Source organism: uncultured Gordonia sp., from assembly GCF_937858515.1.
GTDB lineage: Bacteria > Actinomycetota > Actinomycetes > Mycobacteriales > Mycobacteriaceae > Gordonia.
Genome location: NZ_CALLZT010000037.1, coordinates 1 through 14,902, shown reverse-complemented (window position 1 = coordinate 14,902; position 14,902 = coordinate 1). Strand labels below are relative to the sequence as shown.

Below are 14,902 nucleotides of genomic sequence, written 5' to 3'. Positions count from 1 at the left end.
TCGGTGTGATCGAGGAGGAAACCGGCGAGGAGATCCCGAAGGCGTTCGTGGTCCGGCAGCCCGGCGCCGAGATCGATGAGGCCGAGGTGATGGAGTTCGTCGCCGACCGCGTCGCCCCGTACAAGAAGGTCCGCGTCGTCGAATTCATCGACGTCGTCCCCAAGTCCGCATCCGGCAAGATCCTCCGAAAAGACCTCCGTAAGTAGGTTTTCCGCTCGGTATTGCCACGGGTGTGGCAATACCGAGCGGAAACCGGTCAGGAGAGGTTCTCGACAGGGCCGGTCCGGCCTTCGCTGATCGATTTGAGGACGGTGAGTAGCGGATGGAGTTCGTCGAGTAGACGTTGGGCTTGCTCTTTCGTCGGTGCTCGTCCGGTGACGGCGCCGAGGGACAGTTGGTCGAGAAGCAGCGTGTTCAGGCCGTTCGTCTCTTGGTCGAGAATCGCCCAGGGCGCCGTGTCCCGGACACCGTCCCACGTCCCGTCGGCGAGTGCTTGGCGGGCTCGTTCCGCAAGGGTTGCCGCCACGCCGAGGACGTTCATGCCACTGGGAGCCTGTGTGTACCAGTACCGCGCTGCGGCCCGGTACTCAGCTTCGCTGATCTTCAGCTCGTCTGTTCCCCTATACATCTCCGGGGGATTCCCGTCGGCGTCGAAGCTGTCAGCAATGGCCTTGAGGTGGTCGGCCAGAAGTACCCGTCCGACGACGCCGTAGGTCGAGACGAGCATGAGGTCCGTGACGTGGTGGACTCGGACAGGTTTGCCGATGGTTGGGTCGTGATCGGCGAGATCGAACAGCGTGGACGCCGCACGCTGCTTGGCGGATGAGGGCAGCGTGTCGATCAGTCGCCGTCGGATCTCCTTGAGTTCGCTGTGTTCGTCAGCCTTCACCAGGTCTCGATACGCGACCTGTACTGCGCACGTTCGGACGAGAAATACCTCGAGAATGTCCTCCGGCACGGGTCCGGTATCGCTGTGGGTGTCCAGTTCCCGAGCCATCTGGAGGACTGCGTCGATCTCGCCCTGGGGAACGCCCTGCATCATCGCTTCAGCCCGCGCACGGTGGAACTCGGCGGCAGCGGCACGCAGAGGACGGTTCAGTTTGAGCGCGTATCCTCGCTCCTTCTCCTTGTTGGCGACGATGATCGCCAACTGTGCCATCACCTTGACCTGCACCGTCGCCCGTTCGAGCTCGCTGGACTTAGCGGTGATCGCAGCGGTGTGCAGAGAGATGAGCTGGCGTGCGGCCTCCGCGGCGAGTGCAGTGAGACGCTGCCCGAGGTCGAACTGACGCGTGCGCCGGTCTGACTCGAGGCGCGTGATGCCTCTTTTGGCCCACAGCAGCGCCTCGGAACGGCGGTCGTTGGAGGGATCGGCGTCGAGTTCGTCGTCCGGTCGGAGGTAGATCGCGGCAATCGAGTAGCTGATCTCCGCTAGCAGTGGCAATTCGTCGGGATACGTCTTGTCGACCTCGGTGTGGAGCGCCTCGAGTTCCTCCAGCACCACGTTGGAGGTGCGGAGCCCTCGCTTGGATCGGTCGACGATGTCGGTGAGCATGCGGTGGATCTCATTGATGCGTTCCCGATCCGATTGCGCACGGCTGTGCTCAGCGACCCTGCTCAGATTGTCAATCGCATTCTTGCTCAACGACATACCGAAGCTACCGGCCTCATCCAAGAGGGTGACCGCGACGTCGGAGACGTTGCTGAAGGGCTGGTTCTTGATGGTGTTCACCGTGACGCCGGCCGCCTTGGCGAGATCTTTCATCGTGGTGCCGTCGAGCTCACCGGACTCGGCGAGGTTGGCAGCGGCTCCGAAGATCAAAGACCGACTCGCACGCTTGCGTCGGTCGAGTGTCGGCTCCTCGCGGCGTTCCCTGCTCGATGGCGTGGTTCTGGCTTGAGTTCCCATTGCTCCCCGTTGACGTCACTAATGATTCTCGTGCAATATATCGTGATACATCTTGATACTCAAGATAAAGAAGGCGTGACATCCTAAAAATCGATGGACGAGCACGGTTGTGGTCGTTAGCTTGGACCAAGAACCACTCAGGTGTAGCGACGACAGGGAGAACAGCGATAGCCAACCGCAGCCGAGAATGGGACACAGTCATCAAAGCGATCGCCGCTGCCGGGTGGTCGTACCGGCGCTGTAAGCATGGCCTTTACGTCTACCCGGCCGACCGCACGGTCCGCCCGATCACCGTGGCCGGCACCCCCGGTGAGTTCCGGTCACTGGCCAACGCCCGCGCGCAGTTGCGTCGCGCCGGGCTGGCCGGGATCTGAAGGGGCCTCGACGTAACCGGAGTAGAACCCGCGAACCGGAAGTCAGCCTCGAAAACGTCAACACCGACGAACAACCACACAGGAGGTACCAGATGTTCTACGACATGCCGCCGAATCAGGCGATCGTCAGCAAGGTCGACGACAAGAAGTACGCGGATGAGCAGCTTCGTCGTCGTCGCAAGGAGACCGAGGAACGCAAGAAGGCCCTTGCGGCCGAGTCTCGCCGGAAGGCGGCTGAGCGCCAGAAGGTCGAGAAGCGCGGACGCTGACCACCAAGTGCTACGGCAGTAAGTGCACGTAGCCGCGCGATCCGGGTGGCGGGATCTTCCCGACCACCCGGATCGCCAGACTCGATCAGGAGTGACCATGGCTCGCCGCCCGACAATCAAGGCCTTGACCGGCCTGATCAACGCCCGCGCTCGTGCGGCAGAGGCCGACAACGCCCGGGCCCGCACCGAACTCGACACCCTCCGGCTGGCTGACACGATCGCGCAGCGGGACCGCTTCACCGCCGTACTCAACCGGGACCGCGAGCAGCGGCAGATGCAGGTCTTCGAGTACCGACGGCTGCTTCAACCGCCGCCCTACACCGATGCCGACTTCCACGACGAAAGGAACTGGTGATGGCAGACCACCTGCAGAAATGGACTGGACGGGGACAGATCGCCGAGACGTCGCCAACAGGCGTGGCGGCGATGTTCACCGCGGCCGGCCGCCTCGAGCGCGCCACCAGCAAGGCCGCCGGTGAGATTGCCGCCAGCACCTACTTGAACGCGTTGAGGGTCGAGGGCCAGAGCGCCATCGAGCGGGCCAAGGTCAGCGGCGGCGTCGCCCTCGAACGCGAGGGCGCACTCGGGGTGGCCCGCCTGGGTAACGAGATCTCGAACGAACTCGCCCACTCCAGTGGATTGGCCCACCAGTTGGTCGCCGAGGTCCTCACCGGAACTTCCGGGCGGATCCAGCAACTACTCAACGACGGGGCGCGCCGGATCGGCAACGCCTGACGCCGTTTGTGGGTGGGTGCCACGGTCATGGCACCCACCCACAACTCAAGCGGCGAAGGCCAAGCGCGACATAACCCGTCTCACCAGGAAGGACGACCCTGACCATGGCCGGACAACTCGAATCCCATCGCACGCGGCAAGCCGAAAAGCGCACCGATCAACACTTGGCACGTGTCGACCAGGAAACCAGGAATGCCGTGCGCCGGGTAGACGAGCAGTTTGCCAAAGAACGCGCCGCCGTGGTCGCGATCTGTTCTTGTGCACAGGCTGTGTCCGCGGTTCCGGAGTCGGCTCCACCGGCTCTCAAAGCCATGACCGAACGCATCGCACGCGGAACGGGCCGACTGATCGGAAGGATGCTGTGATGAACCTCCATCACCGGACCGGAAAGTCCTCGGACCCTGGCACCGACAACGACGCGACGCCCCGTCCTGGCGCGCGGTCCGAGTTGATAGGGCAGATGCACGCCCTGCACCAGACCATGCAGGACACCGCGGAGACCTCCTCCCCGCTGGCGCAGCACCTGGTCGGAGAGCTGCGGGCGGGCACCTACCAGCGGCTCGCGCCGATGGTCTATGCCCTCGATGGCAGGTCTACATCCCCTGCACCCGAATCCGCAATTGTCGCCGGGCAAGCCGGCCCGGCCCGGCCCGGCGATGCCGCAAGAGGCGGCAATGGCGTCGCCGCCGAGGGTAATTTGCCGGCGCGAACGGGAGTGGTGGAGCGGGTCCGTGGCTGGCGTGCCGCGCTCACCCGCGGTCGGCGTCCGAGATGATCGCGTCAGTGGCGATCCCACTGGTCGGTATCTGCGGCACCTGGCTCATCCTGCTGCTCGGATTCCTTTGGCGTGCTCGGTATGTCCTTGCCGTCGCACTCCTCTTGACCTGCTGGGCACTGCTTGCATGGTGATGGAAATCAGCGCGTCGTTCCTCCGGTGGTCCGTTGTGATCCGACTACCGCGCGACGACTGTCGTCGTCGGAAAACGTAGAACTCGACGCTTGGTCTCGTCCAGGTGACTCCACCGTATGTTCCAATGTGGCAGAGACTGGCGACGGTCGGGCGCTGTCGGGACACGGTGCGCGCCGATGTGGAAAACTCATCGCATGAGCAACGGCACCCTGATTCTGATGCGGCACGGCGAGAGCGAATGGAATGCGTCCAACCAGTTCACCGGCTGGGTGGACGTGGCGCTCACCGACAAGGGCAAGGCGGAGGCGGTGCGGGCGGGTGAACTGCTCGTCGAGCAGGATCTGCTGCCCGACGTGCTGTACACCTCGCTGCTGCGGCGGGCCATCGCGACCGCGCAGATCGCGCTCGACAAGGCCGACCGGCACTGGATTCCGGTTGTCCGGGATTGGCGCCTGAACGAACGGCACTACGGTGCGTTGCAGGGTCTCAACAAGGCCGACACCCTCGAGAAGTACGGCAACGAGCAGTTCATGCTGTGGCGGCGCAGCTACGACACCCCGCCCCCGGCGATCGAGGCCGACGCCGAGTACAGCCAGAGCAGCGATCCGCGGTACGCCGGTCTCGACGAGGTGCCGCTGACCGAATGCCTCAAGGACGTCGTCGAACGGCTCATCCCGTACTTCACCGAGACGATCGCCGCCGACCTCAAAGCGGGCAAGACAGTTCTCGTCGCCGCACACGGCAACTCGCTGCGGGCGCTGGTCAAATACCTCGACGGAATCTCCGACGAGGACATCGCCGGCCTGAACATCCCCACCGGCAACCCGCTGCGTTACGACCTCGACGACGACCTCAAGCCCCTCAACCCGGGTGGCACCTATCTCGATCCGGAGGCCGCCGCAGCAGGTGCGGCCGCCGTCGCCGCGCAGGGGCAGAAGAAGTAGCGAGGAGACAACTGCACCCGGCCAACCTGTTCCCGCATCGCTGTGATGCGGGCTACATTGGTGTCATGGCCGAAACGGGGACAGTTCAGATCAAGCATTCGCCGGGGCAGGAGCGATATGAGGCTGCTGTGACAGGGGCGGACGGTACCGATGTGCAGGTGGGGTACCTCGACTACGTCGCGGAGATCGAGCAGGTGGTGCTCACCCACACCGTGATCTTCGAGCGGTTCAGTGGACACGGCTACGCGGGTCAACTGGTCAAGGCGGTCCTCGACGACATCCGGGCCTCGGGCAAGAAGGTCGTGCCGGTGTGCTCGTACGTGGAGGCGTACGTCGGCAGGCACCCCGAATACGCCGACATGGCTGTCCCCGTACCTCGCTGACGGCGGTCGCGACGATGCCGGGCCGGGTTCGGTCCGGCCATCCGGACGACCCTGTCGGGACGGGAATCTGTTGCGTTGGGGAACGCTACGTGAACAGCGTCCGAACACTCCCGCGCGGAGTGCTTCGGGCGTTCGGCGGGCCGTAAGGTGCAGGTTGTGACCGTTGCTTTGGTTCTCGGCGCGATCGCACTGGCATTGGTTGTCGGCGTTGCTGTCGGGGCATTGATCGTGCGACCCCGGCTTTCGGGTGGTTTGGGCCGCTCTGGTGGTTTGGGCCTCTCGGGTGTTTTGGGTTCGGGCGGCTCCCGCGGTGTGGCTCGGGCCGACGCGCCTGTCCCGATCGTGCGTGTCGACGCGGCCGAGGTGCCGCGGGCAGTTCCCGAGGACGCGGAATTGTGCGAGTCCGACGTCGTCGGCCTGACGCCGGACGGCCGCATGACCAAGGCGGGTCTGCTCGGGCTCATCCTGCGCAACTCCGAAACCGCGGTCGCCGTCGTCGACGAGTTCCGCGACGTCGTGCTCTACAACCATCGCGCGGTCGAATTGGGCATGGTCCGGGATCGGCTGCTCGCCGACGTGGTGTGGCGGGCCGCCAAGGAGGTACTCGACGCCGCCGGCCGAGACACCGACAGTTCAGGCGCCGACACCACCAGCACCGGCTTCTTCGAAACCGGCTATCCGGATACCGCCTCGGCGGACAACTCGGCGCAGAAGCGGTTCGAATTCACCCCCAGCCCGTCGACGCTCGGTTTCGTCTCCACCGGCCGGGCCACCGCGCGCAACGTCGACTCCGTCGGATGTGTGGTGCGGCTCGCGGTCGCCGGTGACGGTCACATCGGGACGGAACGGTATGCCATCGTCTACGGCGTCGACGACACCGAACACGCCCGGGTCGAGGCCACCCGGCGCGACTTCGTCGCCAACGTCTCGCACGAACTCAAGACTCCCGTCGGGGCGATCGGTCTGCTCGGCGAGGCGCTCCTCGAATCGGCCGACGACGTCGACGCCGTCAGCCATTTCGGCAAGCAGGTGGTGGGGGAAGCACACCGGCTGGGCACGATGGTCAACGAACTGCTGTCGCTGTCGCGGCTGCAGAGCGGACGGACCGAGGAGTTCGGGCGTGTGGTCGTCGACCAACTCGTCGACGACGCGCTGTCTGCGGCGGCATTGACCGCCGATGCCGCGGGAATCAGATTGCAGGCCGACGACCCCATCAGGCTCGCGATCCGCGGCGACCGCATGCTGCTGCTGACCGCGCTCAACAATCTCATCGTCAACGCCATCTCGTATTCGCCCGAGAACACGATGGTCTCGGTCAGCCGCCGGCGCAGCGTGATCGACGGTGTTCCGGTGGTGTCGATCGCCGTCACAGACCGCGGTATCGGTATCGCATCGGCCGACCAGCAGCGTGTGTTCGAGCGATTCTTCCGCGTCGACAAGGCCCGATCGCGGCTGACCGGAGGCACCGGACTGGGCCTGGCGATCGTGAAACATGTTGCGGCCAACCACAATGGGACCATCGCGCTGTGGAGTAAGCCCGGCACCGGGTCGACGTTCACGCTCAGCATTCCGCAGGATGTTCTCGGCCCCGACGACGAGAACGCGTTCAGGGACGCCGACGCTTTCGAACTCGCGACCGGTGGTGGTGACGACGCAGTCAGGTGAACCGCCGCCCCCTCATAGCCCACCGAGCTTGTTGAAATGTGACACGAGGACAGAAGGAATCTATCTGTGACGCACGTACTGATCGTCGAGGACGAGGAAGCCTTGGCCGATCCGCTGGCATTCCTGTTGCGCAAGGAAGGTTTCGAGGCCAGCGTGATCAACGACGGCGCGCAGGCGCTCGCCGCATTCGAGCGGATCAATCCCGATATCGTACTGCTCGACGTGATGCTGCCGGGGATGTCGGGTACCGAGATCTGCCGGGCCCTGCGCGCGCGGTCCGGGGTTCCGGTGATTATGGTGACCGCCCGCGATTCGGAGGTCGACAAGGTGGTCGGCCTCGAACTCGGCGCCGACGACTATGTCACCAAACCGTATTCGGCGCGCGAACTCATCGCCCGGATCCGTGCGGTGCTGCGCCGCGGCAGTGAGCCGGCCGACGACGACAGCGCCATGGTGGTACTGGAGGCCGGGCCCGTCCGGATGGATGTCGACAGACACACCGTGGCGGTCGACGGCAAGCCGATCACCTTGCCACTCAAGGAATTCGACCTGCTCGAGTATCTGATGCGCAATGCCGGCCGGGTGCTCACCCGGGGTCAGCTCATCGACCGCGTCTGGGGTGCGGACTATGTCGGCGACACCAAAACCCTTGACGTGCATGTGAAACGGCTCCGCGCCAAGATCGAGCCCGACCCGGGTTCGCCCAAACATCTGGTGACGGTGCGCGGCCTGGGCTACAAACTGGAGTCGTAGGCGGGTAGGGAGCGCATCTCACCGGACCCTTCGAGACGCGGTCGGCTCGCAAGCTCGCGCGACGGCTCCTCAGGGATCAAGAAGGTGGCCGCGGTCGGCTCGCAAGCTCGCGCGAGAAGCTCCTCAGGGATCGAGAAGGTGGCAGCGGTCGGCTCGCAAGCTCGCGCGAGAAGCTCCTCAGGGATCAAGAAGGTGGACGTCGTGGGGTCGTGAGTCGCGGGGCGGCTCCTCAGGATCGAGATGTGGGTCAGTCGTCGAGGCGTTCGTATTTGATGTCGGTGTCCCGGCGGGCCGTCGCTGCTGCGGTGGCCGGGTGAACGGCGATGAGGCCCAGTCCGTTTCGTCGCCGGCAGACCTGAGCCAGCGCGTCGTAGGCGGCCTGCCCGATCAACTCGATCAGTTCGGGTGCGTACGACTGCCAGACCTGGGTGGCCCCCACGTGGGCGTCGGGTGAACCCGAGCAATACCACTTCAGGTCGTGCCCGCCCTCACCCCAGCCGCGCCGGTCGTATTCGGTGATGGTGGTCTTGAGGACCTGGGTGCCGTCGGGGCGCTCCACCCAGTCTTGTTCGCGACGCACCGGCAACTGCCAGCACACGTCGGGTTTGACGGTCAGCGGTTCGAGTCCCTTGCGCAGCGCCATCGCGTGCAGCGCACACCCCGGGCCCTTTGCGAAGCCGGGCCGGTTGAGGAAGATGCAGGCACCCTTGTAGGTGCGGGTCTTGAGCGCGGGCTCGTCGTCGAGGTCGCCCTCCTCCAGATAGCCGCGCGGACCGGTCGGATCCTTGCCCGATCCCTTCTTGTAGAACTGCCAGTCGTCCTCGGTCAACATCGACATGCCGCGGGCGAGGCGTTTGCGATCGGCCTTGTCCGACAGGTAAGCGCCGTGCGTGCAGCAGCCGTCCGACTCGCGGCCCTCGACGATGCCCTGGCAGGCGGGGGTGCCGAAGACACAGGTCCAGTGCGAGAGCAGCCAGGTGAGGTCGGCGCTGATCACGTGTTCGGGGTCGTCGGGATCGGCGAACTCGTACCATTCGCGCGCGAAGTCGAGAGCGACTTCGGGGGTGGGGCGCATACGTGCGCTCGTCGGGGTGCTCGCCACGATGACAACGGTAACGCCGGGCGTGCCGGGGCCGCCCGACGGAGTGCCCGGTGCCCGATTCCCGGGAATAGTCGGGAGTGGTTTCGCGAGCCGCTGTTGTCACAGCGGTATTACGCAGTAGCGTTGGCGGCGTGCGCTTAGGAGTACTCGATGTGGGCAGCAACACGGTCCACCTATTGGTTGTCGACGCCCATCGCGGCGGTCATCCCACCCCGATGAGTTCGACGAAGGCCGTGTTGCGCCTCGCCGAGCAGATCGACGGGGACGGACGCCTCACCGACAAGGCCGCGGGCAAACTCATCGCCTCGGTCGAGGAGTTCACCGACATCGCCACGTCGTCGGGCTGTGAACAGATCATGGCGTTCGCCACGTCCGCGGTGCGCGATGCCACCAATTGTGACGAGGTTCTCGCCCAGGTCGCCGATAAGACCGGCGTCACGGTCGACGTGCTCTCGGGCACCGACGAGGCGCGGCTGACGTCGTTGGCCGTCCGGCGCTGGTACGGGTGGAGCGCCGGACGCATCCTGGCCTTCGACATCGGTGGCGGTTCGCTCGAGATGTCCAACGGCGTCGACGAGGAACCGGACGTGGCGCTGTCGCTGCCACTGGGTGCGGGCAGGCTCACCCGCGAGTGGCTGCCCGACGACCCGCCGGACCGCCGGCGGATCTCTGTGCTGCGTGATTGGCTCGACGCCGAGCTCAAGGACGCGGCCAAGCAGCTTGCCGACTGCGGTAGTCCCGACCTCGTCGTCGCGACATCGAAGACGTTCCGCAGCTTGGCCCGGCTCACCGGAGCGGCCCCGTCGAGCGCCGGGCCACGGGCGCGTCGGGAGCTCACCGCGAGCGGGCTTCGGCAGCTCATCGCCTTCATCTCACGGATGGCCGCGTCCGATCGTGCCGAACTCGAAGGCGTCAGCAGCGACCGGGCGGGGCAGATCGTGGCGGGTGCGCTGGTCGCCGAGGCCGCGATGCGGGCGCTGGAGGTGGATACACTGAAAATCTGTCCGTGGGCACTGCGGGAAGGTGTGATCCTGCGGCGGCTCGATTCCGGGCTTCAGTAGGTGGGGCTCGGGTAGGCGGGGAGCTTGATTGGTTCGGGGCTTCAGTAGGGTGTGGCTCATAGGTGTCGCAGCCACTGAGACGCGGTTGGCAGCCCTGAACACGGTTCGCAGCCCCTTGACGCGGTTGCCGGAGAGACTTTGGGAGAACGCACGCGATGGTGAACGAGGACGCAGATTCCCGGCCCATTTCCGTATCCGAGCTGCTGGCACGTCATCAGGCCGGTGCGGACGCGGTCACCCCGGCAGGCAAGGACGGCCGCAACCGCCGCAGGGCCGGCCGTGAAGGTGCGGTGTCGCTGGCCGAGCTGACCGGCGAGGTTCCCCGGGTCGCCTCCGATCCGACGGCCGAGCCCCGGCACACCTCCTTCCCACGCTCCGACCGTCCGGGCGATGGACAACCGGCCGCCAGCGGTATGCCCGCCTACGGCACCGATTCCGAGAATTCCGCACCCGAACCGGCGGATGTCGATGAGCAGGCAACCGGGGTCATCGAGCGCGTCCGGGAAACACCGGACGACTTCGACTCCTATCGGTCGTTCTCCGATATCGAACCCGAACCCGAGGTGAAGTCCCGGCGCGGATTCTTCGGGCGGCGCAGGGCGCGCGACCCCGAGAATCAGTCCCCGGCGCGGCAGACCGATGAGGCGACAGCACCTACCGAGGTGATCGGGCAGACCGATGCCCTCGAGTCATCCGGCAGCGCGGAGCCGGCGGACGTGTCCTCGCAGGCAGATGGCGAAGTGTCCTCGCCGTTGGACGGCGACGTATCCCCGTCGGCCGACACCAGCGACCGGGCCGAGGTCGCCGACAAGGCCGATCTTCTGGAGAAGACGGACCTCCTGGACAAGAACGCTGCGCCCGATGACGCCGATTTCCTAGACGAGACTGATGCTCCGGACGAGACCGATGTTCTCGATGAGACCGATGTTCCCGGTCCTGCCGAACTCGCAGATAAGACCGAGACCATCGAGAAGATCGAACTCACTGACAAAACCGAGGCGATCGAGAAGATCGAACTCGCCGACAAGACCGAGCTCACAGACAAGGCCGAGCTCGCTGGTCCGGTCGCGCAAGCGGGCTTCGCCACGTCGTCTACGGGCGGATCGTCGGAGTACCTGGCCAATCTGTACTCCGGCAGCCCGGCCTCAGGTGGTTTTCCCGCCGTGGTCGGCGACCTGCGGCCGGGCGAGACCACGGAGGTGATCGAGCCGGTCCGGGACGAGGTGCCGACAGCGGGCGAGGTGCCCGCAGCGGGAGCAGACGTGCAAGCGCCGGCGGGTCCGGATCGACCCGTCCCACTCTGGCTCACCGACCCGGCGCCCGCCGACTCGGACCCCACCGATGACGGCGAGCAGAACACGGACGCCTCGGACGCCGCCGGTGATCCGGCCGAGAAGCCGGAGATCGACGCCGTCACGCGTGCGGCACAGGCACGTGCGGCCAGGGTCGGCGACTCGGCCAAGAAGAAGCGATTCGGCAAAAAGGCCGCCAAGGCTGCCATTGAGTCGGCCTCCGCCGACGACCTCGACGCCTCGGCAGGCGGCAATGCCCTGAGATTCGCCGGCGACGGCGGCCCGGGAGACGACGCGGCCGGAAACGACAGCTCCGGGGACGCGAAGTCCGTCGACAAGTCGGCGACCGAGAAGAAGTCGGCTGACAAGAAGAAGTCGGCTGACAAGAAGGAGTCTGGGCGCGCCGACACCGGACAGGAGCCGTCGCCGGCGAAGGCCTGGCTGCTGGTGGTTGGTGAGTCCCTGCTCGGTCTCGCGATCGGCCTCGGCCTGTTCTGGGGTTTCAAGGAACTCTGGGAGTGGAGCGTGCCGTTCGCGCTGGTCCTCGCGGTGGTGGTGATATTCAGCATCGTGACCGTCACACACGTCGTGCGCCGCTCCCGTGACCTGGCCACCACGTTGCTGGCGGTCGGTGTCGGGCTACTGGTGACCATCGGTCCGCTGGTGCTGCTCGCAACGTGACCTCCGCTCGGATGGGCCCCGGAATGGGTCAGCGCATCGTGCGGCCCGAGATCCCGGTGGGATTGTCGACCGCCTCGGTGTATCCGCAGAACACCGAGGCCGCCTTCCAGTACGCGGCGGAGCTGGGCTTCGACGGCATCGAATTGATGGTGTGGGGCGACCCGATCAGCCAGGACATCGCCCACGTCGAATACCTGTCGTCGCGATATCAGGTGCCGATCCTGTCGATTCACGCCCCGTGCCTGATCATCTCGCAGCGTGTCTGGGGCAAGGATCCGGTGCCGAAACTGGCCCGTGCGGTGCATGCCGCGGAGGATCTCGGCGCACCCACCGTCGTCGTGCATCCACCTTTTCGCTGGCAGCGCTACTACGTCGACGCCTTCGACGACATCGTCGGCGAGTTGGAGGACGACAGCGGCGTAGCGATCGCGGTGGAGAACATGTTCCCGATGCGCGCAGACCGGCTGTTCGGCGCGGGGGAGCGTTCGGCGCGGCGGCTGTCGCGACGCGGCGGGGGGCCGGGCGCGGCGGCGTCGGCGGTCGGCAAGGCGATAGACCCCACCGACGACGGCGGCCGCAAGTACACGCCCGGCCTGTCGCATACGGCGATGGCCGGCGCCGATGCGCAGGCGATGTTCGGCCGGATGGGCACGGCGCTGACCCACCTGCATCTGGCCGATGGCAGCGGCGCCGCCCACGACGAGCACCTGTTGCCGGGTGACGGCACCCAGCCGTGCGCGACGATCTGTCGCCGGCTGGCCGAAAGCGATTTCGACGGCGCGGTGGTCCTGGAGATCACCACGAGTTCGGCACGTACCAAACCGGAGCGGGGTGCGATGCTGGCGCGGGCACTGGACTTCGCCCGGACCCATCTGGCACGGCATGGGGCATCTACATGAGAGCGGCACTTGCATGAGCGAACTTCTGACCGCGGTGCGGGCATTGACTCGTCGGCCGGGCGACCGTGTCGGCGTCGCGTACTGGGCCACCATCGACCCCGTCTTCACGATCGGCCCGAAGGTGCACGGTGGGTCGTTGCAGATGATCGCGGTCGGCGCGGCACGTGCCGCGTTCACCGAACTCGCTCCGATGGCCGGCGGGCTGGTGCCGGTGGCCATCGCCAGCGATTACCTGGCGGCGCCCAACCCGGGAGTCGTCGACATCGACGTGGCGGTGCGCAAGCACGGTCGCACGGTGGCGGTGCTCACGGTGGACATCGGTCAGGGCGGCCGGACGATGGTGTCCTCGACGGTGACGCTGGCCTACGCAGGTGAGGGGGAACCGAGCCATCGCGCGCCCAACGGTCTCGACGGGGTACCGGTCGCACCACCTGTCGGCGGGCTCACCGTCGACGATGCGCCGATGCGCGACATCGTGCACTTCGGTCCAGCTCTCGACATGGTGCTCGACCCCGAGTCGTTGCCGGCGATGCGCGGGCAGACCGGTGCGGCGCGGATCGTCGGCTGGGCCAGGCCCAAGGGTGCCGAGCCGGACCTCGATTTCGCGGTCCTGGTGGCCGATGCGTCGCCGCCGGTGGTGATGAATCTCGGGATGTTCGGGTGGGCGCCGACGGTGCAGCTGACCACCTATCTGCGGCGGGAGCCCGCCCCGGGCTGGCTGCGGTTCGAGGCGTCGAGTGTGCAGGTGGGACCCGGGATGTTCGAGGAGGATCATCTCGTGGTGGACTCGACGGGCGCGGTCGTCGCGCAGTCGCGACAACTTGCCCTGCTCCCGAAGTAGCCGCCGCCCGCCGGCCGGTGCACCATGTAGGCCGAAGCACCCCACGACGAAAGGCGCAAGCAGTGTCCCAACGTATCGCGATCATCGGCGGCGGAAAGATCGGCGAGGCCCTGCTCGCCGGCTTGATCCAGTCGGGTAAGCAGACCAAGGATCTGGTCGTCGCCGAGAAGTCGGGGGCCAGGGCCACCGAGGTGGCTGACGAGTACGGCGTGCTGGTGACCGATGTGGTGAACGCGGTCGAGGGGGCCCAGTACGTGTTCATCGCGGTCAAGCCCGACGGAGTCACCGAGGTGTTGCGCAATATCGCCTCGGTCGACGACACCGGGGACATCGAGCGGGTGGTGGTCACGCTGGTCGCGGGGCTGCCGCTGTCGCGGTACGAGACTGCGCTGCAGGCCGGATCATCGATCATCCGGGTCATGCCCAATACCCCGATGCTGGTCAACGAGGCGATGTCGGCGGTGTCGCCGGGCCGCTACGTCAGCGATGAACAGCTCGAGGAGGTGCTGTCCCTGCTCGGTGCGGTCGGCAAGGTCATGGTCGTTCCGGAGAAGCTGATGGACGCGGTGACCGCCGTGTCGGGGTCCGGTCCCGCGTATGCGTTCCTGCTGGCGGAGGCCATGATCGACGCCGGTGTGGGGCTGGGGCTGACGCGGGTGCAGGCGTCCGAGCTGGCGGTGCAGACGATTCGCGGTGCGGGCATCCTGCTCAGCGAGTCCGGGCTGTCCCCGGTGGACCTGCGGGCCGCGGTCACCTCGCCGGGCGGAACCACCGCCGAGGCGATCCGCGAGTTCGAAGCGTCCGGGTTCCGGCACGGTGTCTACCAGGCGATGCGGGCCTGTGCCGCTGCCAGCGCAAACGCTGGCCGTCGAGTCGACGTTGAGGGTTTAGGTGCCGCGGCGGCCGGTCCGGGGGAATCTGCAACCCCCCGTGTCTAGTGGTTGTTATGGACAACAACCACTATATCTTGTGGTTTGGGGCCCGATTTTGATGCTTTATCGGGCCACTTGCGTCGCTTTTTTCACATCCGCCCCGTTAAGCTGCTCAAAGCACGTGCGTGTCTGATTGCTCGCCGGAGGGGAAG

17 protein-coding genes and 1 pseudogene are annotated in these 14,902 nt (G+C 66.3%); 16 read left to right on the top strand and 2 right to left on the bottom strand.

Annotation, left to right across the window (positions count from 1 at the left end; genetic code table 11):
- Positions 1–206: pseudogene (locus Q0627_RS02975) on the top strand (4-coumarate--CoA ligase family protein); the annotation flags it as partial.
- A 50-nt stretch (positions 207–256) separates the two neighbouring features.
- Here Q0627_RS02975 and Q0627_RS02970 read toward each other — a convergent pair.
- Positions 257–1,822: a hypothetical protein gene (locus Q0627_RS02970; protein ID WP_291013555.1), complete on the bottom strand. Its 1,566-nt coding sequence runs from the start codon at positions 1,820–1,822 to the stop codon at positions 257–259.
- A 553-nt stretch (positions 1,823–2,375) separates the two neighbouring features.
- On the opposite strand from Q0627_RS02970, the gene Q0627_RS02965 reads away from it, so the two are divergent.
- The 10 genes from Q0627_RS02965 to Q0627_RS02920 all read left to right on the top strand — a co-directional run bounded on the left by Q0627_RS02965 (position 2,376) and on the right by Q0627_RS02920 (position 7,942).
- Complete coding sequence (locus Q0627_RS02965) at positions 2,376–2,552, top strand: hypothetical protein (RefSeq protein WP_291013550.1); 177 nt, start codon at positions 2,376–2,378, stop codon at positions 2,550–2,552.
- A gap of 97 nt (positions 2,553–2,649) precedes the next feature.
- Positions 2,650–2,907 (top strand): hypothetical protein, encoded by a 258-nt coding sequence (locus tag Q0627_RS02960; RefSeq protein WP_291013547.1) that lies wholly within the window; start codon positions 2,650–2,652, stop codon positions 2,905–2,907.
- Complete coding sequence (locus Q0627_RS02955; RefSeq protein WP_291013545.1) at positions 2,907–3,287, top strand: hypothetical protein; 381 nt, start codon at positions 2,907–2,909, stop codon at positions 3,285–3,287. Before Q0627_RS02960 ends, Q0627_RS02955 begins: the two co-directional genes overlap by 1 nt.
- A 104-nt stretch (positions 3,288–3,391) precedes the next feature.
- Positions 3,392–3,652: a hypothetical protein gene (locus Q0627_RS02950; protein ID WP_291013542.1), complete on the top strand. Its 261-nt coding sequence runs from the start codon at positions 3,392–3,394 to the stop codon at positions 3,650–3,652.
- Positions 3,652–4,062: a hypothetical protein gene (locus tag Q0627_RS02945; RefSeq protein WP_291013540.1), complete on the top strand. Its 411-nt coding sequence runs from the start codon at positions 3,652–3,654 to the stop codon at positions 4,060–4,062. Before Q0627_RS02950 ends, Q0627_RS02945 begins: the two co-directional genes overlap by 1 nt.
- A gap of 8 nt (positions 4,063–4,070) precedes the next feature.
- A complete protein-coding gene (locus Q0627_RS02940) occupies positions 4,071–4,196 on the top strand; it encodes a hypothetical protein (protein WP_298807630.1) in 126 nt (41 codons plus the stop codon).
- Between the two features lie 195 nt (positions 4,197–4,391).
- Positions 4,392–5,141: a phosphoglyceromutase gene (locus Q0627_RS02935; protein WP_291013538.1), complete on the top strand. Its 750-nt coding sequence runs from the start codon at positions 4,392–4,394 to the stop codon at positions 5,139–5,141.
- A gap of 65 nt (positions 5,142–5,206) precedes the next feature.
- Positions 5,207–5,524: a GNAT family N-acetyltransferase gene (locus tag Q0627_RS02930; protein ID WP_291013536.1), complete on the top strand. Its 318-nt coding sequence runs from the start codon at positions 5,207–5,209 to the stop codon at positions 5,522–5,524.
- A 156-nt stretch (positions 5,525–5,680) separates the two neighbouring features.
- A complete protein-coding gene (locus Q0627_RS02925; RefSeq protein WP_298807627.1) occupies positions 5,681–7,189 on the top strand; it encodes a cell wall metabolism sensor histidine kinase WalK in 1,509 nt (502 codons plus the stop codon).
- Positions 7,190–7,255: 66 nt separating this feature from the next.
- Positions 7,256–7,942, top strand: a complete 687-nt coding sequence (locus Q0627_RS02920) for a response regulator transcription factor (RefSeq protein ID WP_291016351.1) — start codon at positions 7,256–7,258, stop codon at positions 7,940–7,942.
- Positions 7,943–8,189: 247 nt separating this feature from the next.
- Here Q0627_RS02920 and Q0627_RS02915 read toward each other — a convergent pair whose 3' ends face one another.
- Positions 8,190–9,017, bottom strand: a complete 828-nt coding sequence (locus tag Q0627_RS02915) for a hypothetical protein (RefSeq protein ID WP_291016360.1) — start codon at positions 9,015–9,017, stop codon at positions 8,190–8,192.
- A 158-nt stretch (positions 9,018–9,175) separates the two neighbouring features.
- Here Q0627_RS02915 and Q0627_RS02910 point away from each other — a divergent pair, with 158 nt between their 5' ends.
- The 5 genes from Q0627_RS02910 to proC all read left to right on the top strand — a co-directional run bounded on the left by Q0627_RS02910 (position 9,176) and on the right by proC (position 14,756).
- Positions 9,176–10,105 (top strand): Ppx/GppA phosphatase family protein, encoded by a 930-nt coding sequence (locus Q0627_RS02910; RefSeq protein WP_291016349.1) that lies wholly within the window; start codon positions 9,176–9,178, stop codon positions 10,103–10,105.
- Positions 10,106–10,260: 155 nt separating this feature from the next.
- Positions 10,261–12,078 (top strand): hypothetical protein, encoded by a 1,818-nt coding sequence (locus Q0627_RS02905; protein ID WP_298807622.1) that lies wholly within the window; start codon positions 10,261–10,263, stop codon positions 12,076–12,078.
- Between the two features lie 11 nt (positions 12,079–12,089).
- Positions 12,090–12,977: a sugar phosphate isomerase/epimerase gene (locus Q0627_RS02900; RefSeq protein ID WP_298807632.1), complete on the top strand. Its 888-nt coding sequence runs from the start codon at positions 12,090–12,092 to the stop codon at positions 12,975–12,977.
- Positions 12,978–12,990: 13 nt separating this feature from the next.
- A complete protein-coding gene (locus tag Q0627_RS02895; RefSeq protein WP_291016345.1) occupies positions 12,991–13,818 on the top strand; it encodes a thioesterase family protein in 828 nt (275 codons plus the stop codon).
- A 62-nt stretch (positions 13,819–13,880) separates the two neighbouring features.
- The gene (gene proC / locus Q0627_RS02890) at positions 13,881–14,756 is read left to right on the top strand and encodes a pyrroline-5-carboxylate reductase (RefSeq protein ID WP_291016343.1); all 876 of its coding nucleotides are present in this window, start codon (positions 13,881–13,883) and stop codon (positions 14,754–14,756) included.
- Positions 14,757–14,902 lie beyond the last annotated feature (146 nt).